This is a genomic window from Pseudomonas sp. TE3728, from assembly GCF_056279145.1.
Genome location: NZ_JBWBQT010000001.1, coordinates 899,731 through 915,918, shown reverse-complemented (window position 1 = coordinate 915,918; position 16,188 = coordinate 899,731). Strand labels below are relative to the sequence as shown.

Sequence of the window (16,188 nt, the reverse complement as noted above, 5' to 3'; positions counted from 1 at the left end):
CATCAACCCTTTAACGCGCCGGCAGTGAGACCGGAAACGATTCGGCGCTGGAAGATCAGCACCAGAATCACCAGTGGGACGGTGACCACCACCGAGGCGGCCATCAACAACCCCCAAGGCAACTCATGGGGGCTGCCGCCGGAAATCAAGGCGATGGCGACCGGCACCGTGCGTTGGGTGTCGGTGAGGGTGAAGGTCAGGGCAAACAGGAACTCGTTCCACGCGGCGATGAAAGCCAATAAGCCAGTGGTGACCAGTGCAGGCCAGAGCAGCGGCAACAGCACACGGGTCAGCGTGACCCAGGGTGAGGCGCCATCCATGATTGCCGCTTCTTCCAGTTCATGGGGCAGTTGCCCCATAAACGTGGTCAGCACCCAGACGGTGAAGGGCAGGGTGAAAATCGTGTAGCTGAGGATCAACGCCCAGGAGGTGTTGTACAGGCCCAGGGCGCGGATCACTTCGAACAGCCCCGACAGCACCGCGACCTGAGGAAACATCGACACGCCAAGGACCATCATCAAGACCGTGCCACGTCCTCGAAACTTCACCCGGCCCAAGGCATAGGCGGCGGTCAGGCTGAGGAACAGCGCCAGTGTCACCACGCACAGCGCAACCACCAGCGAGTTGCCGATCGCCCGCAGGAATGAGGCTTGATTGAGCACCGCCGCGTAATTGGAGAAATCGGGGTTGTCGATCCAGTAACTCACCTCGAACAAGGCGCTGGACGGCTTCAGCGACGTCACGATGGCGTAGTAGAAAGGGAAGACCGCATACAGCAGCAACACCCCGATCAGACACCAGAATCCGAGGCGCAACAGGGCTTTTTTCAGTAGGCGCAGGTTCATGACCGGACCTCCAGTTGACGGCGTCCGAGGTAGAGATAAAGCAGGGCGATGACCGCAACCACCAGAAACAGTAGTGTCGAGGCCGCGCTGCCGTAACCGACGTCCTGGAACTCCACCAGGTGCTGGCGGGCATACACCGACATGCTCATGGTGCTCGATGAGTTCGAGGTCAGCACATAGATCACGTCGAATACCCGCAGCGAGTCGAGGATGCGGAAGATCGCCGCCACCAGCAGTGCGGGCATCAGCAGGGGGAGCGTGACACGCCAGAACACCTTCAGCGGATGAATACCATCGACCCTGGCGGCTTCGTAGCAATCGCTTGGCAACATCTGCAAGGCGGCCAACATCAGCAGCGTGACAAAAGGCACGGTCTTCCAGACGTCGACGATGATCACCGCCCACATCGACAGATCCGCATCGGCCGTCCAGGCCAGAGGGGCGTCAATCAGGCCCAGGCTCAGCATCAGGTGATTGATGATGCCGAACTGGTCGTTAAGCATCCATGACCAGATCTTCGCCGAAACAATGGTCGGAATCGCCCAGGGAATCAGAATCAACGCACGCACCAGAGCACGTCCGGTGAACTTGATGTTCAGCAGCAACGCCACCAGCAGCCCCAGTACGACTTCCAGTCCCACCGACACCACGGTGAAATACAAGGTGTTGCGCACCGCGTTCCACCATTGCGGGTCGACCAGAATGCCCGACCAGCTGGAACCGTTGTGGAACAGATAATTGCCAAAGCCTATGAAGGTTCCGCCACTGGTGTCCGCTAGGTTGGCGTCGGTCAGGCTGAACCAGAATGTGCGCAGTAGCGGCCAGGCTGCCACCAGGGCCAGACACAGCAACATCGGCGTCAGAAACAGCCAGGCGGCGCGCACTCGGCGACGTTGTACGGGCGTTTCCCTGGTGAGCAGCAGCTCATCACAGGGGGCATGGGTAGAAGAGACAGACATGGTGATTTCCTTCCTTGTGGCTTACCAGTTCCGGCGTTTGATGCGCGTGAGTTCGCTTTCCAGTTCCGCCAGCGCCTGATCGACAGGCAACTCGCCCGCCAGCACGCCATGCACTCGATCGAAGAACGCATTGGAGACCCGTGGATAGCGATCGGCGGTGATGGAGGCGGGACGCATGACCCCATCGTTGAGAATGCTGTGCAGCTGAGCGTAATAAGGCATGGCCGCGAGCAGTTCGGGGTCTTGATACAGCGACTCGATAACCGGGTTATAGGCGCCTATCAGGGCACGATGTTTTTGCTCTTGGGCACTGGTCAGGTAGCTCACCAGTTCTGCGGCCAGTTTTGGATGGGCGCTGTAACGCGATACCGCCAGGCCCCAGCCACCGAGGGTGGATGCATGGGTGCCGGTCTCGCCGCCACGGGGCAGGGGAGCGACCCCGACCTTGTCTTTTACGGCACTGTCCTGACCTTGGACCAGGGCCCAGACATACGGCCAGTTACGCATGAACAGCGCATTGCCCGACTGGAATACGCCCCGGCCTTCCTCCTCGGTGTAATTGAGTACGCCGCGCGGGGAGATATCGCCTACCCAGCTTTTCGCCAGGGTCAGCGCTGTTCTTGAGGCCTGACTGTTGACCACAATGTCGCCTTGTGAATTGACCAGTCCGCCTTGCGGTTGACTGCTGATCCACTCCAGTGCATTGCACGTCAGGCCCTCGTAGGCGCGCCCCTGAAAAATGTAGCCCCAGGCATTAGGGTTTCCGGCGGTGCGCTCAGCCTGTTGAATAGTTTTGGCGGTAGCGGTCATTTCCTCCCAGGTCCGGGGAACCTGCTGGTTGTACTTCTCCAGCAAGTCCTTGCGGTAATACAGCAGGCCCGAGTCGGTGAACCACGGCATTGTCACCAGCCGTCCGTTTACGGTGGCGTTATCCACCTGTGCCTGGAAATAGCCTTGGGTCGCGTTGGCGGGAAGCACCTCGCGCAGATCCAGCAAATGTTTGGCCAACATCCCCGGCCACACCATATCGATTTGAATGATGTCGATGTCGCTGGACTGCGCACTGAGGATCTGTTGGTAGAACGACAATCGCTCGGTGGCCGAGTTAGGCGTGGAAACCACCTCGACGTTGTTGCCGGTCTGTTTCGACCACGCCTGGACAGCCTCTTTGCAGAGTTGTAACTCCGCACCTACCGCCCCACACGAGATCGTCAAATCGGCTGCGCTCGAGAGGGATGGAAGCCCGGCGCAGAGGGTAAGCAGTGCTGCTGGAAGAAGAGATTTGAGGTGTTTCATAAAGCCCTCTTTATTTTTGTTTTTAGAAAAGTTAACGTTAACATCGCCAAATGTAGCAGCGTATTTGCGATGAGGCATCCTTTTTTTCGTGGATTTTGACAATTAACAATTCACGAAAAAAAGGTCGGTCGCAGGACAGAAAAATAAAAACAAAACAGGAAATCCCCCATGCAGAAAGCATCAAGCTGGCTACTCGCAGGCGTACTCGGCACCTCGGCGGCCACCTCTCAGGCCGCGACCCTGGAACAACGAATGGCCGCGTTTGAAGCGCGTGCCGCCGCTGCGGAAAAGCGCGCCGCCGCAGCCGAGCAGCAAACCCAGGCACTCGCCAGGGAATTGCAGCAGATCAAACTGGCGACTCCCGCCTTGCAGCCGGCGGCGTCTACTGCAGCCGCCACTGCGGCGCCTACTTTGGACACTCGACTGGCAAAACTCGAAGCCCGTCAGCAAAGCATGGAAAAGCAAGACAGTAGCGGACACCTGACTGACGGTTTCAGCTTCAAGGGCTACGCCCGCTCCGGATTGCTGATCAACGATGGGCTGGGTGGTGGTCGTGGCGGCCCTTATACAACGCCTGCCGGTTCAGTCGGTGGTGCCGTCGGGCGACTCGGTAACGAAGACGACACCTACATGCGCATAGACCTGTCGAAAGAACTCTATGCGCAGAACGGCACCCGTTCCAAATTCACCGTGTCCATCGCCGACGGTGTGGAAAGCTCCAACGACTGGACCGCCGACGAGAGCAATCTGAACGTGCGTCAGGTGTTCACCGAGCTCGATCATCTCGCCGCCTTCAAGGGCAATTCAGTGTTCGAGAACTCCACCCTGTGGGCTGGCAAACGATTCGACAGAGACAACTTCGATATCCACTGGCTGGACTCGGACGTGGTCTTTCTGGCCGGCACCGGGGGTGGTATCTACGATGTGCAGATGAACAAGGACTGGCGCTCGAATTATTCCTTGATGGGGCGTAACTATGGGGATTTCAGTGAGGGCGGTGTCAATGCCGATGTGGAAAGCTACATCCTGACCTCCAACCAGTTCTTCGATAATGGTCAGTGGCAGTGGATGTTCAATGGCATTGGCTCAAAGAAAAACGACTTTGCCACTCGCACCAATGAAGCGGGCCTGACGCCTGCGGATTCCGGCTTGCACAGCATGCTGGCCAATCATCAGAAAAACTTTTTCGGCCGCGAAGGCTTCTTTAAAACAGCGCTGCTCTACGGGCAAGGCCTGGGGGCAGAGGTCAAGAACATCGGTTCGGACGGCGAACTGATCGACGACGCCCGGGCTCTGCGTCTGGCGCTTTACGGCGAGACACCCATTGCACCGGGTTGGCGCATCGGCCCCAGCTTGTTGGCCGAACAGAGCAAGGACAGGTACGTCAAGGGTGACGACTACCGCTGGATGACGTTGAACGTGCGGTTGGCCAATGAAATCAACAGCAATTTCGAGATGGCCTACGAGATGAGTTGGCAAACCATGGACCTCGACCCCAAGGGCTACCTGCAACGTAATGCGGTCGATGGTAACTTCTGGAAATTCACGATTGCCCCGACATTCAAACCTGACGTTGGAGACCTGCTCACACGCCCTGAATTGCGAGTTTTCGCAAGCCTGATGAACTGGTCTTCGGATCTGGACGGATACAGTTCCACAGACAACTTCGGCAAGTCGGACTTCAACGCCGGCGGTGTATGGCAGTACGGCATACAGATGGAAACCTGGTTCTGATATCTGCTTCCTCTGCGACAGGCCGAACCTGTAGGAGCCAGCGGTGCGGCGATCCGACTTGCCGGCGAAAGCGTCCTTGAGTGCGCCTTCGCCGGCAAGTCGGATCGCCGCACCGCTGGCTCCTACGAAAAGCGGTTTACTTACGTTGAATCACGATGGGCGACTCGATCAGTTGCAGTTCGAGCGCACCCGAGGCTGGCACGAATCGCGGGCCAGTGCTTTCAGGCGTTGCCCGCAACCTCCAGGTGCGCTGCACCTTCGCCAGTTTGGCGACTCCCGATCCCAGGGACCAGCGCCGGCAGACCTTCTCCAGCTTGAGTGGGTAAATGGTCAGTTGGTCGCCTTTGAAGTGCATGCGCAGGAAACACTTGTGGTCGGCGATGCACTGCGAGGAAAAAACCGCCTCGCTATGTAGCCCCCAAAAGGTATTACCCATCACCATCCAGGCGCCGAACAACAGGCCTCCCAAACTGCCGCCGAGCACCAGCGTTTCCGCCAGGAACAACACAACCTGGTGCAGGTTTTCTACCTCCAACTGCAGGTAGTGGATATTGACACGGCCCATCAGCCACAGCAGTCCGATCGCCAGTCCCAGATGAAGGACTCCGTGAACAGCTCCAATGGCATAGGCGAGCTTTCGGGTGCGCTTGACCCCGGCGGCTGAGAACACGGCGCAACCCAGCACAATGATCACGGCGAACATCACCGATGAAGGACTGTGTGACAAGACCAGGAGCAGATGTCGCCAGACTTCGCTGATGTTGGGAATAGACGCTTGGAGGTCAGACAACACGTCCATCAGGCTGCGGTTGCCTCGTGCCAGGTGGGGCACCGTGCTGGCGCTTTGTACCATCCAGTCAAACAGTAGGTACAAGATGGCCAGCATGGCGCAGAACGAGAAATTGCGGGTAGGTAGCCGCCATGCCCGATTACGCAGTTGCTCGGAGGTCTTTTTGGCCGGGTAGACCGCCGCCAGTTCGTAGTGCTGCCGGGTTCCGCCAACGTTGATCGGCTTGGGCGGATCGGGAAGGTGATGGGTGGCATTCAAGAAGGCGCCACCGCCTCCGCAGGTGATGCGCTGCGGCGCCTGGGTGCCCGCTTGTGGCTGGTAGCGTGCGTAGTGGTGTGAGTCTCCGGCCAAGACTACCGCGAGGTGGTCACCCAAGAGTTCCTCGATCTCGCGCAGGCTGCGAAAGCGCGGCGTCTGGGTTTCGATCGAGGGCAAGGCCTTGCTGTCCTCCCGTGCCAGCCGCTCGGCCTCGTCCACCCAACTCGGCTCGGGTGTGCAGAGGATTACGCGATCGCCTGGTTGCAATTTGGCGTGCATCTGCTGGAAGTATTGCTTCTGCTGGCGGTCGATCATGGATTCAAACTGCAGATCCAGGCCCCAGACCCACCAGCCATTGGGCAACTGCAGCACGTAGTAACCGGTGCGCTGGCGGGTGTCCCAGGCGCCGATGGGCTTCTGCTCGCAAAACAGTTGGGAGAAACCGCGCAGACCGTCATACCAATCATGGTTGCCAGGCGTCGCCAATATCCACGGCGCACCCGGCTGCCGTACGGGCTGGGCCTGGTCACCAGGGCGCTCCTTGGGTACCGGCGCGGGAAATGCGGCGCGGAAGGGATCAAGGAAACGGGTGCGATATCCGTTGCCGGCCGGTGTGGGATAGACCTGATCGCCGCCGAGCAGCAGCACGTCGCCGCGCGGCAGTGAGAGCTGGTATTCCGGCAACTCGACAGCATGGCTGACACACAGCGCCATCGAGTAGGTAGAGTCCCAGCCATCGCCGGTATCGGCCAGATAATCGATCCACACGTCACCGTCGGCAACTACCTGGATAGGCGGGTTAGAGTCCCGGGGGTTGAGCATCGCCAGCACTTCGCGTGGGTCTGCGAAAGCTCCCATCGTGGTGGCGACAGCCGTTTGTAAGCCCGTGCGCATCAGCTGCAACGGGCCTAGCCAGTTGACCATCGCCTCCTGGGTGTAAAGCTCGATGCGGCTATTGAGCGTGGGAGATTGGGTGGAACGGGTCATGGCGAGGGGCGAAGTGTGCGGCGTGTGCGCCTCTCCAGCGCGAAACTCAATCGAATGCTCCTTCATCATCCAGCCTCCATTGCTGTAACGAGTTCAGGTACCTCAAAAGGGTGATCTTTTGTCGGTCGATTCAGAATAGGTCAGTTATGCGATGGTTGCCGATGGATCCTGTCGACTAGGCATGGAAGGCCATCCAGCCTCAGTTGCATAAAAATGGACCCGCCAGAATAGCGGGTCCGAAAGGGGGATCAGAGTTTTGGCATCTGCCCGATGCGCCCGAACATTTCGGTCACGATCTGCAGGTCCAGCAGGAACTGGTCGACGGTCTTGAACTCGTTGTCGTTGTGGCCGGTGTACTTGACCTCGGGCCTGGCCAGGCCGAACTGCACGCCATTAGGCAACTCATGGACCGAAGTGGCGCCGGCAGAGGTGCCGAATTTGTGTTCCATGCCGAGGTTTTCGCTGGCCACGGCCAGCAGGGCCTTGACCCATTCACCCTCAGGGTTGCGGTGCATCGGCTCGGCGATCGAGTAGTCAAAGGCCGCCGCAATGTGGGTCTTCTTGCTCCAGACGCCAAGCTTGTCGGCGATTTCTGTCTTGAGCACTTCCGGGGATTTGCCCTTGGGCACCCGCAGGTTGACCGCGAGCTTGAAGGCTTTTTCATCCATCCCGACGTAGGTCAGGGATGCGGTCAGCGGTCCCATGAAGTCATCGGAAAAGCCGACCCCCAATTTGCCACCCAGGTAGTCCAGTCCCCAGTTGTCGGCGGCGTAGCGGGCGGCGTCGGTCATGTGGTTGTGCTTGAGCGCGACCTTCCCGTCGAGGCTGTTGATGAAGTCCAGCATCCTTGCCACCGGGTTGACGCCTGATTCGGGTTCGGAGGAATGGGCGGAAACGCCGGTGACTGTCAGTTTGGCGTCCTTGCCGACGACCTTGGCGCTCACCTCGAAGTTGCCGCCATTATGCTTGGCATAATCGCTACCTGCTTTCTGCAGGCTGGCGGCCAATTCGGCGGGCTTGGCAGTCACCAGGGTGGCGACCGAAGTCGATGGAATCTGGTTGGTTGCCAAGCCGCCCGTCATTGCAGTGATTTCGGCGCCTTTGCCCTCTGCGGCGCGCCGAGGAAAACTGGCCATGACGGTGCCATAGCCTTTCTCGGCAATCACCACCGGATAGCCGCCATCCAGCGCCAGGTTGTAGTTGGGCGTCGGGTTGTGTTCGAAGTAATAGGGGATGGCGTCGCCGGTGGTTTCTTCGGTGGTGTCTACCAGCAGCTTGAAATTCCTCGCCAGCGGCAGCTTCTCTTCCTTGATGATCTTCATGGCGTAGAGCGCCACCACGATACCGTTCTTGTCATCCTCGGTGCCGCGGCCATACAGGCGGTCACCGACCAGAGTGACCTTGAACGGGTCGAGTCGGGTGCCGTCTTTCAGGACCCAGTTCTCCGGCGTTACGGGCACCACATCGGCATGCGCGTGAATGCCTACCACTTCGTCGCCATTGCCTGCGAGGGAGATTTCATAGACGCGGTTGTCGATGTTGCGAAAACTCAGGTTGAACGCTTGGGCAAGGCCCTTGAGCTTGTCGGCGATCTTGATGAATTCGGGATTGTCGTGCTGGGCAACGCCGTCCACGCGGAAGGTCGGAATTGCCACCAGCTCGCGCAGGGTCTCGGTGGCCGCGTTGCCGTATTTCACCCGTGCATAGAGGCCAAGCAAGCGATGGATCTCGTTCTGTTGTTCAGCGGTAAGCGGCTTGTTGCCCTGGAAGGCACTGATTGCCGGGCCGAGATCGCTGGTGTGGGCAAGGTCGCTCTTGGCCAGGCGTCCCAGGAATTGCCTGAAATCGGTGACCGATGTGTCACTGAAGGTCTTGAGGATGGCCGCGCTCTGTTGCGGGGTGATGTTGGCGTGCGCTGACGTGGTGAACGACGAAAGGCTGGCCAGCATCAGGGTTGTCGCGACCAGGTGCTTGAGTGAAAAATCCATTGTTGGGGGCATTCCTTTGCAGGCAGGTTGTAAGAAATATCTGGTCGATGAGTCAGAAACATTTCCAAACTAACACCACAAGGGAGTGGTACGGGAGTCCCTGGAGGGGGATCTGTCGCACAAAAATGCAAAAGCGACGCAGAAACGAAAAAAACCGGGAAGGTTCCCTAGGCTGTTCATTCAAGAAAGTCTTGAGTCAGTAGAAACCCCTGTGGCGAGGGAGCTTGCTCCCGCTTGAGTGCGTAGCACTCACAAAAATCGGCGATTGTTGTCAGATTTTTGGGGCCGCTCCGCAGCCCAGCGCGAGCAAGCTCGCTCGCCACAAAAGTAGGGTTCTACCAACACAACTCGAAGGCATTTTTCGCGCCCGGTTGGATGCTGCTGCCCAAGCGTGCGCACTCGCGAAAAAGGGTATCGTGCAGCCATTGACGGTCATCCCCTTCGGCACGACAGATGCGAAAGCCACGCAAGTGAGTGGGGATCAGGTCCAGCGACTGCAGGTGCCCGTTCGGGTCCAGCGAGGCAAAGTACAGAAACCCCAAGTCGCCGCGAAAGGCTATGTGACCTTCGATGCCTTCGTAATCGTTCAGCAGATCACCGCAGCCATAGAGAATCAGGCGTTCGCGGTATACCTCGATGCCCTTAATGTGGTGTGAGGAATGCCCGTGCACCAGGTCAACTCCGGCTTCGTCGATTAAGGCATGGGCGAACCGGACCTGTTCGCGCGGGATATCAAAACCCCAGTTGCCGCCCCAATGAATGGAGACGACCACCAGGTCCCGCGGTTTTTTGTCCTGGAGTATCCGTTCGGCCACAGGGCGCAGGCTGTGCATCGACAGATCCTCCAGGCGCGCAACACCCGCGCGCCTATCCGTGGCGGCCCAGTCCGGCGGTATGCCACTGTCAGGTGCGCCGAGGCCATACACCAGCAAGCGTCGCCCGCCAGGCTGCGGCAGCACGGCGGGCGCTTCGGCAGATAGCCTGTCGTGCCCGGCGCCGGCGCTGCACATGCCGTTGCTCGACAAGGTATCCAGCGTATCGGCCAGGCCGGTTGCTCCCCAGTCCAACACATGGTTGTTGGCCAGCACGCAGCAGTCGATGCCGGCTGCGCTAATGGCCGGGAAGTTCTCCGGGCTCATGCGGTAATTGATGCCTTTTGGCTCCGGTCGTCCGCGGCGCGACACCGCTGTTTCCAGATTGATGATGCGTGCGTGTGGCTGGCGACGTTCGAACTCATCCAATGCAGCGCCCCAGACATAAGTGAAATCGACGGGGAGGGGAATCGGGCCATTGAGTCTTTCTGCCAGCCGGACGTAAACGCCGGCACTCTTGACGTAGTCTTCGTAAAGCCGCGGATCGCCAGGATGTGGCAGTACTGCGTCGATGCCACGGGCGGTCATGACATCGCCGGCGAGAAACAGCTTCAGTGTATCGGTAACCGCCGCCATGGCACCCTCCAGCATCAAGAGTAAGCATCTGTTTTAAAACAAATATATTTTTGTGTTGGCCTTCCCAGACGAAGAGAAAGTTGATAAATTGCCGCCCGTTCTTGCAGCGGCCCTTACAGGGCTTGTCGCGCAAGGGCACTCGCTACAGATACAGGGGCGTCGCCAAGCGGTAAGGCAGCAGGTTTTGATCCTGCCATGCGTTGGTTCGAATCCAGCCGCCCCTGCCATTTTCCTGATACTCATCCAAGTATGGCCCCGCCGGCAGGCAGTGCGGGAGTCCTGGAGAGTCGTCATACAGAAAACGCCAACGCCGATCCGGCCTGGCGTTTTTTTATGCCTGTAAATCCCTCTAGGTGACGTCTTTGACGTTCAGCCGTCTTGCGAGTGCAACGAGCGCGGCGCCGTAGCGGCGCGCTCGCCAGTCACTCAGTGGGGCGCGCGAGGGATGGTCTTGAGCAGCTCTTCAGGGCTGATGTGGCCGACGACCTGCTGGACCACGCTGCCCGGTTGCGGCAGGTCAAGGATGTGCCCCTTCATCTTGCCGATCACGTGCATCTCGCAAGGCTTGCAGTCGAACTTCAGCGTCAGCACCTCATCACCATGCACCAGTTGCATCGGCGCGACTTTGGTACGCACGCCGGTGACGCCCTTGGCCTGCTTGGGGCAGAGGTTGAAGGAGAAACGCAGGCAGTGCTTGGTGATCATCACCGGCACCTCGCCGGTCTCCTCGTGAGCCTCATAGGCCGCGTCGATCAGCTTGACGCCGTGGCGGTGATAGAAGTCGCGCGCTTTCTGGTTGTAGACGTTGGCCAGGAACGACAGGTGCGACTCCGGGTACACCGGTGGCGGCTCGGTCTCGGCCTTGCGACCACCACGAGGGTGGGCTTTGATGCGGGCCGCGGTCAGCGCTTCGATGACTTCGCGGCGCAAGGCCTTGAGCTGCGAGTTGGGAATGAAATACGCCTGCGGTGCATCCAGTTCGATAGCCGTGGCGTGGTACTGAGTAGTGCCCAGTTGGCCGAGCAGGTCGTGCAATTGCTCCAGCGCCTGTTCCGGCTTGTTGGCCAGACCGAATGGACCGTCCAGGGCGACACTGGCGCTGACACCTTCCTCGCTGGTGGCTGTCAGTTCCAGGCGATCCTCACGCAGGCGAGCGATCCAGGCAACACCGATCCGGCGCTCGGCGGAGGTCTTGAGCAGGGCCTGGTGCCAGTTGTGGTCGAGGTTGCGGCTCAGCGGGTGATTCGGTCGCAACTGGTGCAACCCGTTTGGCATCTCATTGGGCTCCACACGATAGCGGTAGCGCTTTTCCCCGTCCTCTTCGAACTCGCCCTTCGGCTCGGCGATGTTGGTACGCCAGCCCACGACTTCACGCTTGACCAGCACATTGAGGCCGTCGCCGTTGGACAGCGGTTCGTGGGTGACCACCAGCAGATCGCGCTTGCCGACTTTCTCCACCACGCCCACTGGCAGGCCGGTGAAGGTCGGTGTGTCGAAGGCGCCGATGTCGATCTTGCGGTCGCTGACGAAGTAGTCGGTGCTGCCACGGTGGAAGGTTTTGTCCGGATCGGGCACGAAGAAGTGCGCGGTGCGGCCGCTGGACGCGCGGGCCAGGTCCGGGCGGTCTTCGAGGACATCGTCCAGGCGCTGGCGATACCAGGCGGTGATGTTCTTCACATAGCCCATGTCTTTGTAGCGACCCTCGATCTTGAACGAGCGCACGCCGGCTTCCACCAGCGCGCGGATGTTGGCGCTCTGGTTGTTGTCCTTCATCGACAGCAGGTATTTTTCGTAAGCGATTACACCGCCTTTTTCGTCCTTGAGGGTGTAGGGCAGGCGGCAAGCCTGGGAGCAGTCGCCTCGGTTGGCGCTCCGACCGGTCTGCGCATGGGAAATATTGCACTGGCCGGAGAACGCCACGCACAGCGCGCCGTGGATGAAGAATTCGATCGCCGCATCGGTTTCGTCGGCGATGGCGCGGATCTCCTGGAGGTTCAGCTCGCGGGCCAGTACCAGTTGAGAGAAGCCGGCCTGGTCGAGGAACTTCGCCCGCGCCAGGGTGCGGATGTCGGTCTGGGTGCTGGCATGCAGCTCGATCGGCGGAATGTCCAGCTCCATCACGCCCAGGTCCTGGACGATCAGCGCGTCGACGCCGGCGTCGTACAACTGGTGGATCAGCTTACGGGCCGGCTCCAGCTCGTTGTCGTGCAGGATCGTGTTGATGGTGGTGAACACCCGGGCGTGGTAGCGACGGGCGAATTCCACCAATTGGGCGATATCGCTCACCTCGTTACAGGCGTTGTGGCGGGCGCCGAAACTCGGACCCCCGATGTACACGGCGTCGGCGCCATGCAGGATGGCCTCGCGGGCGATGGCCACGTCGCGGGCGGGGCTGAGCAGTTCCAGGTGATGTTTGGGCAGGGACATATTTTTTAGTCTGGCTTGTCACGGTCAAGGTGCGCATTGTAGCGGCGAAATGTTTGATCGGCACCCACAGGCCCCTCCGCTGACGAGCGGCAGCCGGATGAAACTGTGGTCAGCCTCTGCCAGGCATGTCGATGTCATGTTGATGCACCCGTCGATACAGCGTTGCCCGTGAGATGCCCAAGGCCTTGGCCGCGGCGGTGGGTTTCCAGCGATGACGCACGAGGGCATCGATGAGTGCCTGGCGTTCCGGACTGGCGCAGCGTTCCACGGTGTCAGCTGAAGCCGGATCATTGAGTCGATGGCCGAGCAGTTGCTCAGGTAAGTCACTCAATAGAATCAAATGGGTCTCGCACACCGCACAGGCGTAACGCAGCACATGCCGCAGCTCGCGCACATTTCCCGGCCAGCGATAGCCGAGCAGGCATTCCAGCGCGGCGCTTCCCAGTTGCACCGCTATCCCACAGGCCGACGATTCTTCTTCGAGTATCCGGTTGATCAAGGCCAGCCGATCGCTGCGCTCGCGCAACGGCGGTAACTGGAATCGCGCGCCTCTGAGGCGAAAGTACAGGTCCTCGCGAAACTCCCCAGAGGTCACCAGCGCTTCCAGATCGCGGTGGCTCGCGCAGACGACCTGAATGTCTATCGCTTTGCTTCGTGACGCTCCCAGGGGAGCCACTTCGCCCTCGGCTAAAACCCGCAACAGGCGGGTTTGCAGGGGCAGGGGCATGTCACCGATTTCATCGAGAAACAGAGTGCCCCCATCGGCCTTTTCCAGCAGCCCTTGCATGCCTTTGCTCGAGGCACCGGTGAAAGCGCCGGCCACATAACCGAACAGCTCGCTTTCGATCAGGTTTTCGGGAATCGCTGCGCAGTTCACCGCGATAAAAGGTCGCTCACGGCGCAGGCTGGCCTGGTGCAGCTGTCGGGCGAAAACTTCCTTGCCAGAACCGGTTTCCCCCTGGATCAGCACCGGTAGATTGCGGTCTTTGACCCGCACCGCAAGGCGCAGGCTTTCTTCCAGTCGCGGGTCGAGCTCGGCGGGTGACAGCACCCGGCGCGCCGGGGTGCGTTTGACCCGCCGTGGCGCGTTGAGTCGTCCATGCAAGGCGTGGCGGCCACCCTGGCAGTGAAACAGGCAAAGCGATTCGTCCCTGGCCCGATGCAATAACTGCTGATCGAACACTTGGTCGATGTGTTCCGGCAGTTGACCAAAGCTGTGCGACAGCCACTGCCGCGCCGCAGGGTTCAGCGCCTGCAGTCGTCCGTCATCGTCCCAGGCGAGCAGGTAATCGGGTTGGCTGTCGACGTATCCCGGGCTGTTGTGAGCCCGCAGCACCCAGTAGCCCTGGGCACTGCTCATGAAAAACGCCTGTTCTATTTCCCGCGCGCTCTGCACCACCATCTGCCGGATCAGGTGTTGCGAACGGCGGTCGTCCGCAGAGCGCACCGCGGACACATCAAGCACTCCGAGCAGTTCGCCCCGAGGGTCGAAGACGGGAGCAGCAGAGCAGGTGAGTCCGATAAAAGCGGCGCGGAAGTGATCTCGCTTATGCACCGTGACCGGTGTTCGTGCGGTCAGCACCGCGGCCACGCCACAGGTGCCTTCCTCACCTTCTGACCAGCAGGTGCCCAGGTACAGGCCGGCTTTGCGGCAGTCATTTCGGATAGTGCTTTCCACGCGGTAGTCGATGGTCTGGCCCTGGGCATCGGTAAGCAATACGCAGTAATCGGCATCGCGCACGCGACCATGGAGGCGGGCGACTTCTTCGCTGGCGATGCGCAGGAACAGTTCAGAGCGTTCTTGACACTCCTGCAGCACGTTCTGCGAAAGGATCCGTGGCCCTTGTAATGAGCCGGGGTCCAGATGGTGTTGCTCCATGGAGCGGCGCCAGGAGTCCAATATCAAGTCCGGCATAGGCAGTTGCGGCAGGTGCGCCGCGTTCTTCAAAACACGGCTGACGCAATCCACGTGCGCCTTCGAGTGGGCGGAAAGCATTTAAGGTCTCCGGTTCGATGTTCTTTTAGTTGTGCGGCCATTAAGCGCCGTTCAGGAACGCTCGACAAGCATCGGTTCACTCATGGCGACGGTGAGACGCAACGTCTCAAGGTCTCACCACAAACCCGTGCTGGCTGACATGGGACGTCTCAATCGAGCGTGATTCCAACCCTCATGGGCTCAAGTCGGAGCCGCTCTGGAACAGGCATCTTGGCGCTTTTTTGCAAATCTGGCACCGGCCTTGCTCTAGCCCCTGAAACGTAGCCCCTGCAACCTAGTCCCAGCAACCAGTGCGCTGCCAACCCAATAATAAAAAAGAGGTGCCCTATGTCTTCCTGCCGAGGCCTTTTCCCTGTTCTACCTGTGGTGCTGGCATGAGTCGCTTGCCATTGACCGTCGGCATCATTGCCAACCCGGCGTCCGGCCGGGATGTACGGCGCCTGACGGCGAATGCCGGGTTGTTTTCCAGCACCGACAAGGTCTCGGTGATCCAGCGGCTGCTGGCAGCTTTTGGTGCCACCGGTGTCGAGCGGGTGCTGATGCCCACCGACATGACCGGCATCGCCGCTGCGGTGTTGAAGAACAGTCATGGCCGCCAGGCGCGTGACAGCCACTGGCCCACCCTGGAGTTCCTCGACCTTACCTTGCGCCAGAGCGTGGCGGACACTCGCCAGGCTGCGCGCTGGATGGCTGAACGCGGCGTGTCGCTGATCGCCGTACTCGGCGGTGACGGTACCCACAAAGCGGTGGCTGCAGAAGTCGGCGACATTCCACTGCTGACGCTGTCGACGGGGACCAACAATGCCTTCCCGGAACTGCGTGAGGCCACCAGTGCCGGGCTGGCCGGCGGGTTATTCGCCAGCGGGCGGATTCCACCCGAAATCGCTTTACGCCGTAATAAGCGCCTGTTGGTGCGGATTGCGAACCGCGACCTGTGCGAAGTGGCCTTGGTGGACGTGGCGGTGTCCTCGCTGCCGTTTATCGGTGCCCGCGCCATCAGCCGTGGGATCGATCTGGCGGAGGTGTTTGTAACCTTCGCCGAACCTCAGTCCATTGGCCTTTCGGCGCTCTGTGGCTTGTGGTTTCCGGTATCGCGCCAAGCCCCCAATGGCGCCTGGATGCGCCTTGATCCGCACTCTTGCGAAGTTTTGCTGGTGCCACTGGCCCCCGGCCTGTTGCAAGGCTGCGGCGTGCTCGCCGCCGCCAACCTTGAACCCGGCGTTGCCCATCGTCTGTGCCTGACCAGCGGCACCCTGGCTCTGGATGGCGAGCGGGAAATCGAATTCAACGCCCATGACTTACCCACCGTTACCCTCGATGCCGGCGGTCCGCTGAGCATCGATGTCAATGCGGCCCTGGCCTATGCAGCGCGAGAGCGGCTGCTGGCCATCGGCCGTGAACATCCGCAACACCCTTTGAACCTTGCACCTTGAAACCTGAGCCTCAAGACAACCTGGAGA

Annotated in this window: 10 protein-coding genes and 1 tRNA gene; 3 read left to right on the top strand and 8 right to left on the bottom strand. The window is 60.1% G+C overall.

Translation table 11 applies throughout. The annotated features are described in order from the left end of the window. Nucleotides 1–2 precede the first annotated feature (2 nt). Genes ACZ89R_RS03605 through ACZ89R_RS03595 form a run of 3 tightly spaced genes read right to left on the bottom strand, consistent with a single transcriptional unit; the run spans nt 3 to nt 3,100 of the window. Complete coding sequence (locus tag ACZ89R_RS03605) at nt 3–845, bottom strand: carbohydrate ABC transporter permease (RefSeq protein WP_123494902.1); 843 nt, start codon at nt 843–845, stop codon at nt 3–5. Further along, complete coding sequence (locus ACZ89R_RS03600) at nt 842–1,804, bottom strand: carbohydrate ABC transporter permease (RefSeq protein WP_123494900.1); 963 nt, start codon at nt 1,802–1,804, stop codon at nt 842–844. Before ACZ89R_RS03600 ends, ACZ89R_RS03605 begins: the two co-directional genes overlap by 4 nt. Before the next feature lie 21 nt (nt 1,805–1,825). Continuing rightward, nucleotides 1,826–3,100: an ABC transporter substrate-binding protein gene (locus ACZ89R_RS03595; RefSeq protein WP_429546677.1), complete on the bottom strand. Its 1,275-nt coding sequence runs from the start codon at nt 3,098–3,100 to the stop codon at nt 1,826–1,828. Nucleotides 3,101–3,268: 168 nt separating this feature from the next. Between ACZ89R_RS03595 and ACZ89R_RS03590 the strand changes: the two genes are divergently transcribed. Then, the gene (locus ACZ89R_RS03590; RefSeq protein ID WP_429546678.1) at nt 3,269–4,834 is read left to right on the top strand and encodes a carbohydrate porin; all 1,566 of its coding nucleotides are present in this window, start codon (nt 3,269–3,271) and stop codon (nt 4,832–4,834) included. A gap of 136 nt (nt 4,835–4,970) precedes the next feature. On the opposite strand, the gene ACZ89R_RS03585 is transcribed toward ACZ89R_RS03590, so the two are convergent. The 3 genes from ACZ89R_RS03585 to ACZ89R_RS03575 form a co-directional block, all read right to left on the bottom strand. Continuing rightward, nucleotides 4,971–6,935 (bottom strand): preprotein translocase subunit YajC, encoded by a 1,965-nt coding sequence (locus ACZ89R_RS03585; RefSeq protein ID WP_429547913.1) that lies wholly within the window; start codon nt 6,933–6,935, stop codon nt 4,971–4,973. Between the two features lie 182 nt (nt 6,936–7,117). After that, nucleotides 7,118–8,857: a dipeptidase gene (locus ACZ89R_RS03580; protein ID WP_429546679.1), complete on the bottom strand. Its 1,740-nt coding sequence runs from the start codon at nt 8,855–8,857 to the stop codon at nt 7,118–7,120. A gap of 335 nt (nt 8,858–9,192) precedes the next feature. Next, entirely contained in the window at nt 9,193–10,305 is a 1,113-nt protein-coding gene (locus ACZ89R_RS03575) for a CapA family protein (protein ID WP_429546680.1), read from the bottom strand. Between the two features lie 152 nt (nt 10,306–10,457). Here ACZ89R_RS03575 and ACZ89R_RS03570 point away from each other — a divergent pair. Continuing rightward, nucleotides 10,458–10,532, top strand: a tRNA-Gln gene (locus ACZ89R_RS03570). A 199-nt stretch (nt 10,533–10,731) separates the two neighbouring features. Here ACZ89R_RS03570 and ACZ89R_RS03565 read toward each other — a convergent pair. Both ACZ89R_RS03565 and ACZ89R_RS03560 read right to left on the bottom strand, forming a co-directional pair. Beyond that, a complete protein-coding gene (locus ACZ89R_RS03565) occupies nt 10,732–12,732 on the bottom strand; it encodes a peptidase U32 family protein (protein WP_429546681.1) in 2,001 nt (666 codons plus the stop codon). A gap of 109 nt (nt 12,733–12,841) precedes the next feature. Beyond that, nucleotides 12,842–14,728: a sigma-54-dependent Fis family transcriptional regulator gene (locus ACZ89R_RS03560; RefSeq protein WP_429546682.1), complete on the bottom strand. Its 1,887-nt coding sequence runs from the start codon at nt 14,726–14,728 to the stop codon at nt 12,842–12,844. A 374-nt stretch (nt 14,729–15,102) separates the two neighbouring features. Here ACZ89R_RS03560 and ACZ89R_RS03555 point away from each other — a divergent pair, with 374 nt between their 5' ends. After that, nucleotides 15,103–16,161, top strand: coding sequence for an ATP-NAD kinase family protein (locus tag ACZ89R_RS03555; RefSeq protein WP_429546683.1), 1,059 nt, complete (start codon nt 15,103–15,105; stop codon nt 16,159–16,161). Nucleotides 16,162–16,188 lie beyond the last annotated feature (27 nt).